The sequence below is a fragment of the Spirosoma soli genome (assembly GCF_042684525.1).
In the GTDB taxonomy this organism is placed as follows: Bacteria; Bacteroidota; Bacteroidia; order Cytophagales; family Spirosomataceae; genus Spirosoma; species Spirosoma soli.
The window spans coordinates 78,265-94,058 of record NZ_JBHULN010000006.1 but is presented as its reverse complement, the minus strand read 5'-3'; the positions used below and the strand labels follow the sequence as shown (position 1 = coordinate 94,058).

Sequence of the window (15,794 nt, the reverse complement as noted above, 5' to 3'; positions counted from 1 at the left end):
CTAACGTAACGACGGATTTAGCCGAAGGTACTTGCCACCGTCGAAACTCACGACATAGTCGGACTTAAAAAATGTGCTGGGCGCGTAATAATCCGTCGTAATGATCTGTGCCCCCGACTGGCAGGCCGCATCAAACGTTCGTTTGTCGTTAGCACGTGCTTCTTTCGTGTCCGCGTCGGCTCGGGTCCGGACGATGTACCCTTTTTTGACCAACTCCTGAATTTTAACAGCGTCGGTTATGGGGTTATTCAGAATAATAAAGGCGGCTTCTGGCGTGCCCGGCTCGGCATTCGCGAACAACATACGACCTTTCAGGGATGGATGACCGGCAATGTAAGCGGCTCGCTTTTCGCCGGTTTCGTCGAGCACAAACATGAATTTTCCCTTGGCTGCTTTTACTGTTGGCCAGTTACCTGCCCGAACGGCTCCTTCAAGCGTTTGGTTTTGCCCTCGCACATCGTCGGGAGTTATGAGCTTCGTACGACCTAACGCATTCAGGATAACGCTGTCGAGTTGATCGAACGTCCGGGTTGTGAATTTTTCCGGCACCGTGAAACCAGGGCGTTTAATGACCTCATCTTTGGCATTCATCGTAATGAAAACCGGATAATGATTCGGATGGGCATCTGACCATTGCTTAAGTTCTTGTAAACAACCTGCGAACGTCGGGCAGTTACTCCGAAAATCTATATCCTGGATGTGAAATACCTTAAAGCCTGGCTGTTTCATTACGCCCTCAACATCATAAGGCTTTTGACCGGTAGCCCAGTCAAGCCCTTTTGGGTGTGCATATTTGCCGCCTTTCTCGTCAGCGTAGATGTCAATTTCCAGATTTTGTAGCCCCTTATTAAGCTGTTCGGATAAGCTCACATGGCTGTACTCAATGCTTCTCATGGTTGTTGAGTCGGCCCGCTTGAGCCTCGTAAGCAAAGCGGGTTCAATAGCCTGCTTGTAACTGTTATGTGACCCGATAACCTGAATTTGATTGAGCTTGACGGCGTCAATGTCAGGTAACACAAACGCCGAAGCAATGGCGAGTGCCCAAAAAAGAAAAGGAAATTTCATTGATGATGGAGGATGTCTTACGGGACCAATTTACTGGCCTTGACATTACCGGTACGTTAAATCTGCACCTGACGAAAGTTCAATCTACAAATAGAACGCTGATAATTATCATAATCATCAGCGTTCTATTTAAGTCTGATTGTGATTTATTTACGTTGCTATTCGTTCTGAGAAGGTAAGTAGATAGTAAACGTCGTTCCCTGTCCTTCCTGGCTTTCTACAGTGATAGTGCCACCGTGATTTTCTATCGCTTTCTTGACCACCGCCAGCCCAATACCGGTTCCACTGTACTGGTCTCTACCATGCAATCGTTGAAACACCTGAAAAATACGATCAGCATATTTGGTAGCATCGAACCCAATACCGTTATCACTCACCTTGATGACCCAGTAAGATTGCGCAGTGATAGCTTGGCGGGAGAACGACATGGGTAATTCTTCGGCGGTCAACAAACGACTAGTAACGGTTATCAGGGGCACAGTGCCCGGCTGGTGAAATTTGAGCGCATTGGAGATAAGATTCTGCATAACCTGACGCAGCTGCGACCGAACGCCCGCAACTTGGGGCAAGTCACCAACATGAATCTTAGCGCCAGTCTGCTTAACTGGATGCCAGAGATCTTCAACTACCTCATCCAACAAACTTCGCATATCGACAGGCCGAAATGGCTCCTGTTGAGTACCCAGCCGAGAGAAGGTTAGTAAATCGCGGATAAGCAGAGACATTCGCTCGGCAGCCGACTGCATGCGGTATACCATGTTTCCACCTTGTTCGCCCAATTGCGGAGCATAACGTTCCTGTAATATCGTTCCGAACGCCTGAATTTTACGCAGTGGCTCCTGCAAATCGTGACTGGCGATGTAAGCAAACGATTGTAAGTTATCGTTGGATCGACGAAGGTCGGTATTCAGCCTCTCTAACTGCTCGGTACGTTGTTGAACCTGCCACTCCAACTCCTGCTCGGTTAGCCGCTGGGTTGTAACGTCCTGAGACGTTCCAACGATGAGATAAGCAACGCCTTCTTCGTCAAAGAAAGTACGTCCCTGCGAGTGTATTATACGCTTTTGCTCCGTCTTTTGATTAACTAATTCGTACTCGACATCTAGGGTTCCGCCTAGCTCTACCTGCATTGAACGCGTAACGGCTTCCGTAATCAGATAGCTATCAGGAACGCATTGCAAGATATCTTCTAACGTTAAGGACTGATCCGGGTCGTAACCGAGCCAATGCTTTATTCGGTTCGAAACAGTGATGGCTGACTCAAGTGGGTAAATCTGCCAGGTACCTAATTCAGCCAGATCTACAGCCATTCGTAAACTCTCTTCGGCTGCTTTAAGTTGTTGGCGCGCTAAGACCAGATCGGTTACATCGACACCGGTGTTGATAACTCCGTAAATTGCTCCTTCAACATCACGCAGAGCCTTATAGGTAAAGTTGAAATAGAAGGTTTGCATTCGACCGTTTATCATTAGATCAACCCGATCTTCCGTAGCACGATAGGTAACGCCCGTCGTGTAAACATCGTCTAGCAGTTGATAGAACGGTTGGCCTTCCAGCTCAGGCAGAGCTTCCCGAAAGGTTTTACCAATTACGGACGCATCCTTCCCCCAGGCATTCAGAATAGCCTCGTTGGCCAGCTGAACAACCATGTCCCGACCAATGTATACGCCAATGGGCATTGGAGCACTCAAGACAAAATTCCGGAAGCGTTCTTCACTGATCTGTAAAGCATGTCGAGCCGCCAGTTCGGCCCGCAAATCTCTCAGTGTAACGCCCCGCGCCATGGGCTTTCCAGTAGCGGGATCGTCAATTCGAATGAAGTTAGCCTGGCACGGAATCAATTCGTGGGTAGTAAAATGCTTTAATTGAATGTTACCACTCCAATGCCCCTGGCTCCAGACGGCCGGTAGGATCTGATTTTTTAAGTGCGCAAAATGGGCAGACGTATAAAAGTTTTCGACCAGTAAACTCGTTACGTCCTGCTTTGGGTCAAGCCCTACGAGTTCCCGGCCTGTCTGATTCAGATAAACGAGTCGTCCTTCGAGGTCAGCCACTGCCATAAAGTCAGCGCCATTTTCTACGAGCGCGAGTAACTTTTGTTGCTGCGCCCGGGCGTTTTGCCGGTATTGAGTGATGTCGCGGGTAGTACCTACCAAACCGTCGTTGAATTTTACGACCGTCAGCTCATACCATCCATTCAGACCTTCTCCATCATAAAACAATTCCTGATGATAAGGTTGCCCAGTTTCAACGACAGCACAGAAATCATCAAACAAACCAGCAGATTTCACACTCGGATACAACTCCAGATATAACCTGCCGACCAGATCAGTGGCGGCTACCCGGAACATCTGTTCGAAACTGTGGTTAACCTGCCGGTACCTAAAGTCTATAATTGGACTATTAGCTTTATTATCTGGCTCCCGAACGGCCTCCAGTACATAAACAGCGTCGAGCGATGCATTGACCAGACTATCCAGATAGCGGCTTTGTTCCTGGGCCTGGATAGCCGCTCGTTTAAGCGCAGTGATATCTGTAAACGTAACAATAACCGTATTTCCTTCCCGAACAGCCCGAATATCAAACCAACCGCTTACCCAGTCCGTATCGCGATACGTCTCTGGGAGGTGAAGTGGTTCGCCCGTGTTGAGAACTTGCCGATACAGGTCCAGCAGACCGCTGCTTTTTACTTGTGGAACGGCAGTCAGATAATTCTTACCGACTAGTTGTGAAGCAGGTTGGCCTACTATGCTTGCAGCAGCAGGGTTGACAAACAAAAATTTAAAATCAACGAAAACTCCTTCGGCATTTCGCACCGCTTCTAGGATAACCACGCCGGTCTGGCTATCGGCGATGATACGTTCAAACAGAAAGGCAGAATCACTGAGCGTTGAGGGAGCAGGGAGCATCGTAAATTGTAACGAATGATAGGCAAACGGACTGGTCGTTCAAAACTCCTTTCGTTACTCAATTCTAAGGATAAAAAGCAACACAATTGTCAAGTCGCCCAGAACTACCCATTAATTATCTAGCCATCCTATCACTTTGTTCAAAAATGACGCTTAAAGGCTGAGCCTGAACAGATAAGGCTCCAGACGCTTAACAGGCCAGAATGGTTACTCATCCTTACTTCACCGCCCCTAAAGAGGTTAACCAGGCTTTACAGCTTTCTGGCCAGGTATTAAGAGAACCGAACTTCGCTGTGCGTAGCCCATAGCCGTGCCCGCCAGTAGGATACAAATGCATCTCAGCCGGTACGTTGTTTTTCAAACACGCCAGGTAGTACATGATGCTATTCTCGACCGGTACAGTTTTATCGTCTTCCGAATGAACCAGAAAAGTAGGTGGAGTTTGACTACTTACCTGCTGCTCATTCGAGTAGTACGTAATCATGTCGGCCGACGTGTTTAACTTACCCAGTAACTTATCCCGAGAGCCGGTATGTGCTTTGTCGCTAAAGGTCACGACCGGATAAAGCAAAATAGAGAAGTTAGGCCTGGCCTGCTCGTCAGCTTTTGCTCCCCGGTGGTAATGTGTCGATAGGGTAGAAGCGAGGTGACCACCGGCCGAAAATCCCATTACGCCAATCTTGTCCGCATTGATACCGTAGCGGGCTGCGTTCTGTCGGATCAACTTCATGCCCTGCATCGCATCCATGAGCGGAACCTCCTGCTGGTTGGTCATGATTTTCTCATTGGGCAACCGGTATTTAAGCACAAATGCCGCTACGCCCATGTTGTTGAGCCACTGAGCGACATCGGCCCCTTCATGCCCAGCGGCCAGAATGAAATAGCCACCACCGGGGCAAATCATTACGGCCGCTCCGGTAGACTTTTCCTTCGGGGGTAAGTACACGGTGAGTGTTGGCACTGATACGTTACTAATGCGCAATATACCGTCAGTCGTCTCTGACTTTTCGGTTATTTCTGCACCAGCAATCGCATTCGGTATGGCTCCATCGGGCCAGAGCTTAATAACTTCCTGTGACAAGGCGGTTTGTACAAATACTGTAGTTAGAAGCAGAGTAAGAACGGTAGAGCGCATAAATGATTTAAGAAGTCAGCAATGAGCCGAAAAGTCAAAATAAGGGTTAGCTCTACTCATATTTCTGCTTCATCATCCTGATCGGTCATTCCTTCTTTGGCTCCTCCGTTCAACACGTCAATAAGCTCTTTTACGCGGTACACCGTTTTGTTGTACTTATTTCCCAGAATGATAATAACGTACTCATCTTTGGGACTAAACCAGAACATCGTATTATAGCCTTTCCACCAGCCGGAATGATAAATGTATTCGGGCTGATTCACCTCATTCAGCATCATTCGGAATCCATATCCGTAGTTCTTTGCCCCTTTCCGCTCAAAACTACGAGGAACAAAGGCTTCAGCGAGGGTCTTCTTTTGCAGTAAGCAATCGCCATTCAGCGCCCGGTACCAGCGAAATAAATCACCCGTAGTTGAATAAATTCCCTTATCACCGACAACGTCATCATAATAATCCTTTGGAATACGCCGATTCCATTGATACCCCGCCGTTCGATGATGATTGATTGAATCGTTTCTAGTGGTAGCCACAAACGTCTGGTGCATACCCAATGGTTCAAAAATGTTCCTGCGAATGAATGCCTCGTATGACTGCCCAGTTGCTTTCTCAATGATCGAAGCAAGCACCATGTAGTTCGTATTACTATAGCTAAACCCTCGTCCGGGCACATTATATCGCGGTGGCGTTGGTTTTACCGTAGCAAACCAGTGCATGATGACCGCGTTGGTGGGATAAGGCTTCTCCTTCTTATAGAAGTTTACCTTCATACTATCGTCGAAGGCGTAGGCATAATTAGGCAACCCACTCCGGTGGCTAAGCAAATCACGGATGGTAATGCCATGGTACGGGAAATCAGGATAGAACTTCTGGATGGTATCTTCCAGGCGTAATTTACCCGCTTCAATCAGCTTGAGTGTTCCGACAGCGGTAAATGTCTTGGAAAGGGAAGCGAGTTGAAACTTTGAATCTTCGGCTAACGTATCCCGCTCTCCGCGTTCAAAATGGCCCAAGCCAAAGCAGTGCTTGTAGAGCACCATGCCTTTCTGGGCTACCAGTACGTTGCCATTAAAGCCCTGCCGTACCTTTTGCTGGAAGATCTCTTCAATTTTGCGGGATTTCTCGTCGGCATTGATCTGCTGCCGAATCGCTTGCTGCTCCCGAGGGGTCAGTATCTGCTCGTCAGCGCAGGACCGTAACGCACGGGCCGATTGGTTCAATTCTTTCTGGCCGTTTTGACCACACGAGCTACCTAGCCCGAGTACAATTACTACACTAAACCAACGCCAAAACTGATTCGTCCGCACCATCCTCACACGCTATTACGTAGACTCTTTACTATACCGGCCAACTTCCACAAAAATAGTAATTAGCTTATACGTACAGGGATTATCCTATAAAAAAGTGGCATAAAAGTTTTAGCGTGTAAGTACGAAGCAGTTAACGGAACCGCATATAAGGAGTAGTGACAGGTGTTTTCGAACGTTTACCCAAAAAACCCGTTTTCCGCAGGCTGATATAAGTGCCTACGCTATTCGGCAGCAACTCTCCCGAATCCACTGCAAATGAGCCATTCAAAGTAGTACCCCCTAATATATCCAAAGGAACTGACGCGGTGAGCAAGCCGGAAAATTGGCGGGGGGTGGTGGGGTATACTACTGTATAAGTCCCGGCATTAAGGCTATAAGATAGTCGCGTTGTTATACCTATTTTGTTGAACAACAATGCACTTATTCCCAAATGATAGACACTCACCCGATTGTTAGATATAGCTAAACCGGGTGGTAGAGATGGATTGACTTCATCTTTAGGAGTAAGAAAAGGAGTTCCGATAGTACGCTTGTAATACGTCCAGCCATCAATAAATTGGCTATGATTAAAGTATTCGTCTCTGCCTCGTCGCTTATCATCATCTATCACAAATACATCTCCCCCCTGGCTACCCGTGAATAAATATTCAAAAGTGATTTGTCTTAAAAAGAATCCTGTTCCAGGAGGCTCCTGCCGATTCTTAATACGCAGACCGTTCAAGCCATCGGCTACATTCGTACCATAAAATAATGATCCGTCGTCGTATAAGAATTGACGATAAACGAAAATATTCAATTGGCCCACGTTCACATCAGTAGCAATATCAAGCGACCCTAAGTGATTACCTATCCGGTTATCTTCAAATGAAGTTACATCAACTCCATTAGGTTGAGTCCCTCGTGAGCCTAAAATTACAGCTGGGTAATAGCGAATACTCGACGGTAACTGTCCGTTTACCGCCACATAATCTGGAAGGAAATTAGACTTACCCGCCCAAATTACCTGATGATTGAAACCAGCGTACAAACGAAATGGCCAGGTAGGCTTACCTAGACGGCCGTATAAATATTTTTGATGTAAATACGATCCCGTTACCAATCGGTCTGAGTTCTCGAACCAACCGTGGGCAAAGGCTCCCATAAAAGAGAGTACTCCTTTCGTAAAAGGAATAGCCGTAAACGTAGGGACAGCCAACTGTATCTTAGGGATAGGTAATGCATTGCCTGACCAGGCATACGCTCCCGTCGTTAGTAATGTATCCACGAGTCCAACTATCTCCCGACGGCGACCGACATATAGCTCAAACGCCCCTACACGGCCTTTTATGTAAGCCTCCGGCAATAGAAATTGATTCGCTACACCAGCGTTGGCTACTGCATCCAGCTTATACCCCCAATCCGTTTTACGTCGGTGTCCCGTGCTATCAGCCGGACGGTAATCGGATTGGAAGCCAGCATTAAAACGAGCGAATGAACCACGCAATGGAACAATGCCGTATTGATTGGCTCGTAGCCAGAACGGTGTCTGATCGGATGCAACCAGCCCACCCACTTCAACATGATATTCGTTGGTACGCTGACAGTTAGCAGAAAAGCTAATTGAGTAGAAGATAATTAAGTAAAGGCAAGCAATGGATATTCTCATAGAAAGGTTAGTTAACCTTCATGCTAACGAAACTTACCTGAATAAGCAATCGTCACAATGATTAAAAATAAATAGCATCAGGTAAGGCAACTATTAATGAGGCCTGTTTACTTGAAAGCTGCTGCTGTTTTTATAGTATAAGTTTATGAAGAAAAATTGCACAGCTACTGGCTTTATGCCTAAGATATCTATGCTTTATCCAGGTATAACAGCGCTGACTAGCAGAAGTCTATTTACCTCGGCCCTGTGCCATAACCCGTAGCGTTTGAGCAATGATCCACATGTCGAAGACAAACGACCGGCGTTTAGGATACAATAGGTCATACCGTAGCCGCTGTACCATTTCATCAATGTTGGCAGCGTAGCCATATTTAATTTGGCCGATGGATGTAATACCTGGCTTAACTTTTAACAGCGAACGATATTCTGGCGCGATTTCTACAATTTGATCAATAAAGAATTGACGTTCGGGGCGCGGCCCCACCACCGACATGTCGCCTTTTAATACGTTGAAGAACTGAGGAAGCTCATCCAGACGCGTTTGCCGCATAAATCGCCCCCAGGGTGTAATACGACTGTCGAGCAGTCCTCCGGACAGAACCGGCCCTGACTTTTCAGCGTCGGTGTACATGCTCCGAAACTTGTATATTTTAAATGGCTTACCTTCCCGGCCAATACGTTCCTGAGCGTACAAGATGGGCCCCCGTGACGTAAACTTTGTTATCAATGCCAGTACTAAAAAAATAGGTAGCCCCAGCGTAATCACGCATAGGGAAAAAATGATGTCAAATGCCCGCTTAAATACATTAACCCGGAAATCAGCCAACATCTGTGAGGACAGATTGAGTACGGGCAAAAAATCATGGTATTCAACGGATGCGCCCTTGGCTAAAAAGCCCCTGAAATCAACGAGTAGTTTCACCTGATAATCGACTTCTTCAGCCTGATCGACAATATTTTTCAAATGAATGCTATCAATGTATGGCATGCAACAATACACACAATCAATTCCCTGTGTTTTGACATAATCCCGCAGTTCGCCGTAATTTCCCTTAAGCACTCCCTCGTTTTCAGTAGTAGGCTGATCGAAATAGCCATAGAATCGAAAGCCCATCTCGGGATGTGCTTCGTAAAAGCTCTGGATTGAAACTGCCAGCTTGCCATAGCCCACTATGACAAAGCGCCTATTGTTGTATCCCCTGGCGCGATATTCTCTCAAAAAAATTAAACCACCTATTCGAAATGCTGCGGCCAGACTCGTGAATAAGATGTAAGTTATCAGCAGATGCTCCCGAGAATAATAATATGCCTTTATGGCTACCCAGTATACCGCAATAACGGCCACATGAATAACCATTAATATAAGTAATTTCTTTATTAAATGGTCCGCTTTAAATAACTGCCGGGGGAATATATAAGGCTTGAGCAGCAATATTTCGATCAGCCAAATTGAATTAAAGAACCACCATAGCGATGCATATGGAGGGTCAGAAACACCTTCAAGCGTTTGAAATTTGATCCAGTAAGCTCCAGTAAACGCTACGTTAAGACTCAGAAAATCAGCGAATACGTGGAGCGGAAAGAAAAGTATGGAATAACGATGCCTCATACCTGGAAATTTACTCATCAGAGTTTGGCCGACAATTTTCCAAACTACGTACGCTAAAATAGTGTATCCGGTTGACGAGCTCGTACTAATATTATCTTACGGCGTTCAAACCGTGGCGCAAATTAGCCAGAAAACATGGCTAAAAAAACGTATCCCGGAATGTCTATATTGTTACCTGCATTTGTCTACTTTGAATTCCATGTTTTTCGAACGCTAAAGTAAGCGCCTACACCTTGTGGATAAAGTGTACCAGCGTCGGTAGCCAGACTGCCTGACAGTTGCAAACCACCTAAAATTTGTAGCGGAGCATTTACACTTAAATACCCCGAAAACTGATCCTTTGCCGGTTGATAAGGTTCATCATACGTACCCAGGTTATGGCTGAATGACAGTTTAGCCATATAGGATATAGGACTAGCCAGCATTGACCCTGACACGGGCAAATTTCCTGCCAACCCAACATGAAACACCGTCACTCGGTTGTTAGCGGTGAACGTTCCATAGGGATATTCGCCATTCGGACCAAGGGCAGGTGGTATAAAGGGGGTACCAATAGTATGCTGCCGGTATCCCCAGCCATCGCGAAATTGCTGATGGTTAAAATAATTATCCCGGCCCCTGAATTCCGCTTCCTCTAATATAAATACAGACCCACCCTGGCTAGTCGTATTCAAAAACTCAAACAGAATATCGCGGACGAAAGCGTTAGGGTCATTTCGCCGAATCCGTAAACCATTTAATCCATCAGCGATATTTATTAATGAAGCGAGTGATCCGTCTTCAAACAAGCTCTGCCGATAAGCGTAGAGTGTATGCCGTACCAAATCAACTTCAACAGCAAAATCAATAGACCCCAAGTGGTTACCGACACGATTGGTGCGGTCAAAAAATGTGTATTTAGTCGTGTCAGTACGTCCTTTATTAATGCCAGTAACGACGTAAAAGTAGTCGATTAAGCCTGAAGGTAATTTACCCCCAACCGGAATAACGCCAGGGATACCGTTTACAAAATCAGTCTGCCCTCCCCAAACAACCTGATGATTGAACCCTCCATAAAACCGTAACACCTCTGTGGGTCTTCCCAATCGTAGGTACAATGATTTTTGATGAAGCATGGTATTCCGCACAAATCCTGATGCGCTCAAGAAACCATGCGCAAAGGTCCCCTGTATGGATACCCAACCTTTGGTGAAACCAATAGGTGTAAAGTTGGGAATGGCAATCTGAATTTTAGGAATGGGCATGGCATTGCCCGACCAGGAATACGAGCCCGTTGACAATGTTGAGTCAGCTAAGCCAAACTTTTCGCGTCGTCGCCCAACGTAGGCTTCAAAAATGCCGCGCCGTACTTTTACATAGGCTTCGGGTAATAACACCGTTTTTTCGTACGACAGCTGATTCCGGTTTGCATTAGCTACTACGTTTAAACCATATCCAAAATCGTACCCTGATTTTTGACGACGATCTGCCTTGTGGTTTGTCGAATCATACTCACTATACACGCCAACACGAAACGTTGCCGACGGTGAACTATAGGGTACTATGCCGTACTGGTTCGCTCGTAGCCAAAAGGGAGTCTGAGATGACGATGAAAGATAAACGCCCGCTTCAACTAAATACTGATTAGGCTGGCGAATGGCCTGAGCTTGTAATTGCAGGGAAAAGCGGAGAAAAACGCTAATGAGTGCGCATAATAAGTATGGTTTTGGCCAAATATGCATCCAGGGAAGTTATCGTGTAGTGAATAAGTTTACAATGATAATGTACCAACCTTTCTTTTATTGCTAGGAGTGTCAGATTATTAGGCTACACCTGTTGCTAGCAAAACGTACTAAAACAATAAAACCTGCCTTTGGAGAGCAGGTCTTACTGTTAAAGCTACCTTTAAATTACTTCTTTACAACCCGACTGGTTGCCTTTTGCCGGTTTGCTTCAACCATTGGAATATAGATACCAGCCTCAGCTGATTGCGGCTTCCACTCAACCTGATGCTTTCCGGCAGTCTGTTCTTCTCCCTGTACTAATTGACCAACTACTTTGCCCTGCACGTCAGTAACCCACACATTGACCTTACCGTCTGTAGGTAAATAGTACTCAATAGTTGTCGAATGCTCAAACGGATTAGGGAAGGCCGTTAACCGTAATGGGTTTTCTTCACCACCTACCGACTTAATCTCTGCTGTAAACGTACTACCATTCCGGGCTTCAAAACCTGGTAGCATGGTGACAGATCGGCCAGCTTTGTAATTAACAGCGCTGGACACTCCAATCTTATTAACAGCTTCAATTGTTTCTACCGCCTGCTCCAGATACTGGCCTGCTTTTTCGTAGCTAACCTTAATGTGTAGCGACCGTTGAGGCCCCTGCGCCAAACTAGCCCATGTTAAACAACACCCTATTAATGTGATTAGTAATCGCATGTTATTTACGAGGTTTAGCTTGCAGTTTGTTCAGACGCTGTTCTAATTGAGCACTTTTCTTTTTCAAGCTATCGTTTTGCTTCTTCAGGTCGATCACATACAAAGTCAGTTCTTCTACTTTCTCCAACAGCTTAGCCTGCATCTGTCCCACATCCACCCCCTCTTTTACTACCTCCTCAGCCGAAGGCACACCGGGTAGGTGCTTCTCCTGGTTAATGAACTGCTCCACCTCCTTCAATCCACGCAGCTTATAACCGCTCTCAAACACCCGATCCGACCAGTCGTTGGTGCTCTTCACTGCTACCTTAACTTTCTCAGTTAGTACCCCATCTGCAACGTACAACCTATAACCAGCTGGAGTCTTACTAACCCCCGGTCCAATAACTATGCCACCAGCATTAGTGTTGACCAGGTTATCGCCTTCTGCTTTCCATAGATCATTGGCCGCTGCCTCCCGGAAAGGACTACTGGTTGTGCTGCCCAACACCACATCACCCTGATCGTTGACTGTTAAGAACTTGGTCTGTCCTACATACGTCGCCTGACTAGCTCTTGTTAGATTAGTAAACCTCAAGCCGCTATTGCCATTGGTGCCTTGAGTAATCTCCAGCTTAGCCTTGGGCGCTGAGGTACCAATACCCACATTGACGTTGTTGCCAAGAACCATGGCATTGTTAGCACTCACTACGGCATTAGCTCCAATAGCCGTCGCATTCTCTAAGTTAGAACTGTTCTGGTCCCCACCCGCTGCTTTACCAATGAATGTGTTGTTGTTACCAGACTTGTTGCTGGCGCCTGCGTCCTGCCCAAGCATCACATTGTAGTTACCACTAACAGTGTTGAACCCGGCTTGAGCTCCCATGAACAGGTTGTAGTTAGCGTTACTTGTGTTGTAGCCAGCCCCATTCCCAATGAATGTGTTGAAGCTACCAAGCTGGCTTTGCTGACCAGCCGAGTTGCCGATGAAGGTGTTATAGTTACCAGATTGGTTAGAGTACCCCGCGTTGCTACCCAGGAATATGTTGGCAAACCCGGTGGTGGTGTTATAGCCAGTTCGCTGGCCGATGAAGGTGTTAAAGGAAGCGTTTGAGTTAGCACTGCTGAAGCCCGCATAGGCCCCCAAGAACAGGTTAGACCCCCCCAAGCTATTCAGGCCCGATTGAAAGCCAACATACACATTCTCAGAAGAGTTAGAGCTGTTAGATCCAGCTCTAACCCCAATAAGAACGTTAGACTCTCCGGAAGTATTATTTGAACCAGCAAGAGACCCCATAAATATATTATTTTTTCCACTTGTATTTCCTGAACCGGCATCAGACCCAATGAATGTGTTATCATTTCCTTGAGTATTCGCATAACCTGCTCCAGTACCGAAAAAAGCGTTATTGTTCCCTTCCACATTAAAGTACCCAGTCCGATATCCTACAAAAGCGTTATTATAGCCATTACTATTTGTGAAACCACTTTCCGAACCAAGAAACGTATTGTTATTGCCACTAGTATTGCTTAGTCCAGCAGAGAATCCAAGAAACGAGTTACCCTGCCCAGATGTATTTCGACTTCCTGATGATGCTCCTAAGAACACATTTTGAGTACCTGCCATATTTTGCATACCCGTCCCCCTACCTATGAATAGGTTATTTGCTCCGCTCATATTTAGATTCCCGGCACCAACACCTATTAGGGTATTATCGGAACCTGGAGTTGTTGATGATGGACTTGTAGATACATAGTTTGTCTGAGCAAGCACCTCTGGAGCAAGTAAAAAAGGTGAAAAGGCAATAATTCGTAATAGTTGTTTCATACATAATATATTTTTACGCAATAATAAATAATTTTATTTACATACACCTGTTGAAGCTCTTGCAATTTATGTAATAATTTGCAATTATATATACACTTGGGGTTACTCATTTATTAAATAATTAATTATTTATATATTTATCGTATTATCATCAACGGTACTAACTTTGTGTTAGATATCTACAAGTGATATAATACGCTTGACATAATGGGTAGTAATGTTGTATAATTCAATCAGTTAAACCGATGCAAAACATATACAAAGCATTTTTGACAATCACATTAACAGTTTATGTAAGTATTGGTGGATATTGCCAACTACGAGTAGGGCCATCTTCTGGAGCAGTAGATGGATCTGCTACACTTGATGTCAAAGCTGGTCCCTATTCTTCAGGTAGCCCTTTCAGAGGGCTGTTGACGCCAACTATGACTACTTCAGAACGTAATCAGATTCAGAATCCTGCTACTGGTATACTGCTTTTTAATAGAAGTAATCAGCAAGTTGAAGTAAATATTGGAACTCCCGCAAGCCCAGTTTGGGCACCCGCTGTTGGTAGTGGTACAGCTTGGTCAGTTACAGGTAACAATGGAACAGTAGATAAAACCAATTTTATTGGTACTGGTGATAACGTCCCTTTAAATTTTCGAGTTTTTAATCAACCTGCAGGCCGAATTGATCATATATTGTTTAATTTAGGATTAGGCTTTTTCTCTATAAATCCCAATACAACTGGGACGTACAACACAGCGGTTGGAAGCTATACATTACGAAACAACACAAGTGGTATTGCAAATACGGCTGTAGGTGCGGGTGCGTTAACAACTAATACATCAGGTACAGCTAACACTGGTATTGGGCATGATGCATTAATTGCAAATAGCACTGGCCTTGAAAATACTGGAGTTGGCCAAAACGCTTTACGTAGCAATACTAGTGGATTTTCTAACTCAGCTTTTGGGGCTGATGCATTGTATAATGCTATTGATGGATATGATAATACCGCTTTAGGCGGCTCTGCTTTGTTTTATAATACGAATGGCTATTCCAACACCGCTGCTGGAGCGCTTGCTTTGCGTTATAACACCGTTGGCTACAATAACACAGCAATCGGTAATTATGCATTGCAAAATAATGTAAACGGTTATTTAAATTCTAGTTTGGGGTTTAATGCAGGTCCGTCAAACGGTAATGGCTCTGTACATCACTCGATAGCTGTTGGTTCTGCAGCAGTAACGAATGCTATATATTCAATCGCAATTGGCTCAGATGTAACAATTAACAACAGTGCGAACGGGTTATCAACTGCCATTGGAGCTCTTTCATCAGTTGGAGCAAATGTTACAAATTCAACGGTTATCGGCGCTCGTGGTGTTGTAAACACAAGTAATACTATTGTACTGGGTGATGCAAACATTACTTCTCTGAGAAGTAATGTACAAACGATATCAACTTTATCTGATAGTCGTATCAAAGAGAATGTTAGACATAACGTTCCAGGGTTGAATTTTATAACTAAGCTTAATCCTGTTACTTACCATGTTAATAAAGCCAAAGAAGCCACCCTTACCGGCCGCAGTTCTAATGGTGTTCAAGAAGATAAGATAGTTCATAGTGGATTTATAGCTCAAGATGTTGCAAAAGCAGCTAAAGAAGTTGGCTACGATTTTGAAGGCGTTCGTCAGGAAGAAGGCAAATATTATACTATAGGTTATACTCTCTTTGTGATGCCTTTAGTGCAAGCGGTTAAAGATCTTAATGCAGAAATAAAAGAACTTAAAGACCAATTGCAACAAAATATATCTGTGCAAAAAAAATTAGCGGCTCAGGTAGAACAAATGCAACTGTTACTAGGCGTATCTGAAGTAGGCACATCTCACAAGGTAAGTAAGAAGTAACTTAT

Annotated in this window: 10 protein-coding genes; 1 reads left to right on the top strand and 9 read right to left on the bottom strand. The window is 45.2% G+C overall.

All coding sequences use genetic code 11. The features are described from left to right. The 9 genes from ACFSUS_RS11610 to ACFSUS_RS11570 form a co-directional block, all read right to left on the bottom strand. Positions 1–1,065 carry a phosphatidylinositol-specific phospholipase C1-like protein gene (locus ACFSUS_RS11610; protein WP_381522668.1) on the bottom strand — a complete coding sequence of 355 codons (1,065 nt, stop codon included), beginning with the start codon at positions 1,063–1,065 and terminating at the stop codon, positions 1–3. A gap of 158 nt (positions 1,066–1,223) precedes the next feature. Then, positions 1,224–3,974, bottom strand: coding sequence for a PAS domain-containing protein (locus ACFSUS_RS11605; RefSeq protein WP_381522667.1), 2,751 nt, complete (start codon positions 3,972–3,974; stop codon positions 1,224–1,226). Positions 3,975–4,191: 217 nt separating this feature from the next. Further along, the gene (locus ACFSUS_RS11600; RefSeq protein ID WP_381522665.1) at positions 4,192–5,109 is read right to left on the bottom strand and encodes an alpha/beta hydrolase; all 918 of its coding nucleotides are present in this window, start codon (positions 5,107–5,109) and stop codon (positions 4,192–4,194) included. Positions 5,110–5,165: 56 nt separating this feature from the next. Beyond that, positions 5,166–6,416, bottom strand: coding sequence for a serine hydrolase domain-containing protein (locus tag ACFSUS_RS11595; protein ID WP_381522664.1), 1,251 nt, complete (start codon positions 6,414–6,416; stop codon positions 5,166–5,168). Between the two features lie 130 nt (positions 6,417–6,546). Further along, positions 6,547–8,061 (bottom strand): capsule assembly Wzi family protein, encoded by a 1,515-nt coding sequence (locus ACFSUS_RS11590; RefSeq protein WP_381522662.1) that lies wholly within the window; start codon positions 8,059–8,061, stop codon positions 6,547–6,549. A 229-nt stretch (positions 8,062–8,290) separates the two neighbouring features. Then, positions 8,291–9,670: a sugar transferase gene (locus ACFSUS_RS11585; protein WP_381523116.1), complete on the bottom strand. Its 1,380-nt coding sequence runs from the start codon at positions 9,668–9,670 to the stop codon at positions 8,291–8,293. Between the two features lie 185 nt (positions 9,671–9,855). After that, positions 9,856–11,391, bottom strand: a complete 1,536-nt coding sequence (locus ACFSUS_RS11580; RefSeq protein WP_381522660.1) for a capsule assembly Wzi family protein — start codon at positions 11,389–11,391, stop codon at positions 9,856–9,858. Positions 11,392–11,559: 168 nt separating this feature from the next. After that, entirely contained in the window at positions 11,560–12,090 is a 531-nt protein-coding gene (locus ACFSUS_RS11575; protein WP_381522658.1) for a T9SS type A sorting domain-containing protein, read from the bottom strand. 1 nt (position 12,091) lies between these two features. Continuing rightward, entirely contained in the window at positions 12,092–13,267 is a 1,176-nt protein-coding gene (locus ACFSUS_RS11570; RefSeq protein ID WP_381522656.1) for a bZIP transcription factor, read from the bottom strand. Positions 13,268–14,139: 872 nt separating this feature from the next. Here ACFSUS_RS11570 and ACFSUS_RS11565 point away from each other — a divergent pair. Beyond that, a complete protein-coding gene (locus ACFSUS_RS11565) occupies positions 14,140–15,789 on the top strand; it encodes a tail fiber domain-containing protein (RefSeq protein WP_381522654.1) in 1,650 nt (549 codons plus the stop codon). Positions 15,790–15,794 lie beyond the last annotated feature (5 nt).

Excerpts from the sequence above, each read along its gene's own strand:
- ACFSUS_RS11565 (WP_381522654.1), top strand. The coding sequence starts at position 14,140 with ATGCAAAACATATACAAAGCATTTTTGACAATCACATTAACAGTTTAT.
- ACFSUS_RS11590 (WP_381522662.1), bottom strand. The coding sequence starts at position 8,061 with ATGAGAATATCCATTGCTTGCCTTTACTTAATTATCTTCTACTCAATT.
- ACFSUS_RS11610 (WP_381522668.1), bottom strand. The coding sequence starts at position 1,065 with ATGAAATTTCCTTTTCTTTTTTGGGCACTCGCCATTGCTTCGGCGTTT.
- ACFSUS_RS11585 (WP_381523116.1), bottom strand. The coding sequence starts at position 9,670 with ATGAGGCATCGTTATTCCATACTTTTCTTTCCGCTCCACGTATTCGCT.
- ACFSUS_RS11605 (WP_381522667.1), bottom strand. The coding sequence starts at position 3,974 with ATGCTCCCTGCTCCCTCAACGCTCAGTGATTCTGCCTTTCTGTTTGAA.
- ACFSUS_RS11575 (WP_381522658.1), bottom strand. The coding sequence starts at position 12,090 with ATGCGATTACTAATCACATTAATAGGGTGTTGTTTAACATGGGCTAGT.
- ACFSUS_RS11580 (WP_381522660.1), bottom strand. The coding sequence starts at position 11,391 with ATGCATATTTGGCCAAAACCATACTTATTATGCGCACTCATTAGCGTT.
- ACFSUS_RS11595 (WP_381522664.1), bottom strand. The coding sequence starts at position 6,416 with ATGGTGCGGACGAATCAGTTTTGGCGTTGGTTTAGTGTAGTAATTGTA.
- ACFSUS_RS11600 (WP_381522665.1), bottom strand. The coding sequence starts at position 5,109 with ATGCGCTCTACCGTTCTTACTCTGCTTCTAACTACAGTATTTGTACAA.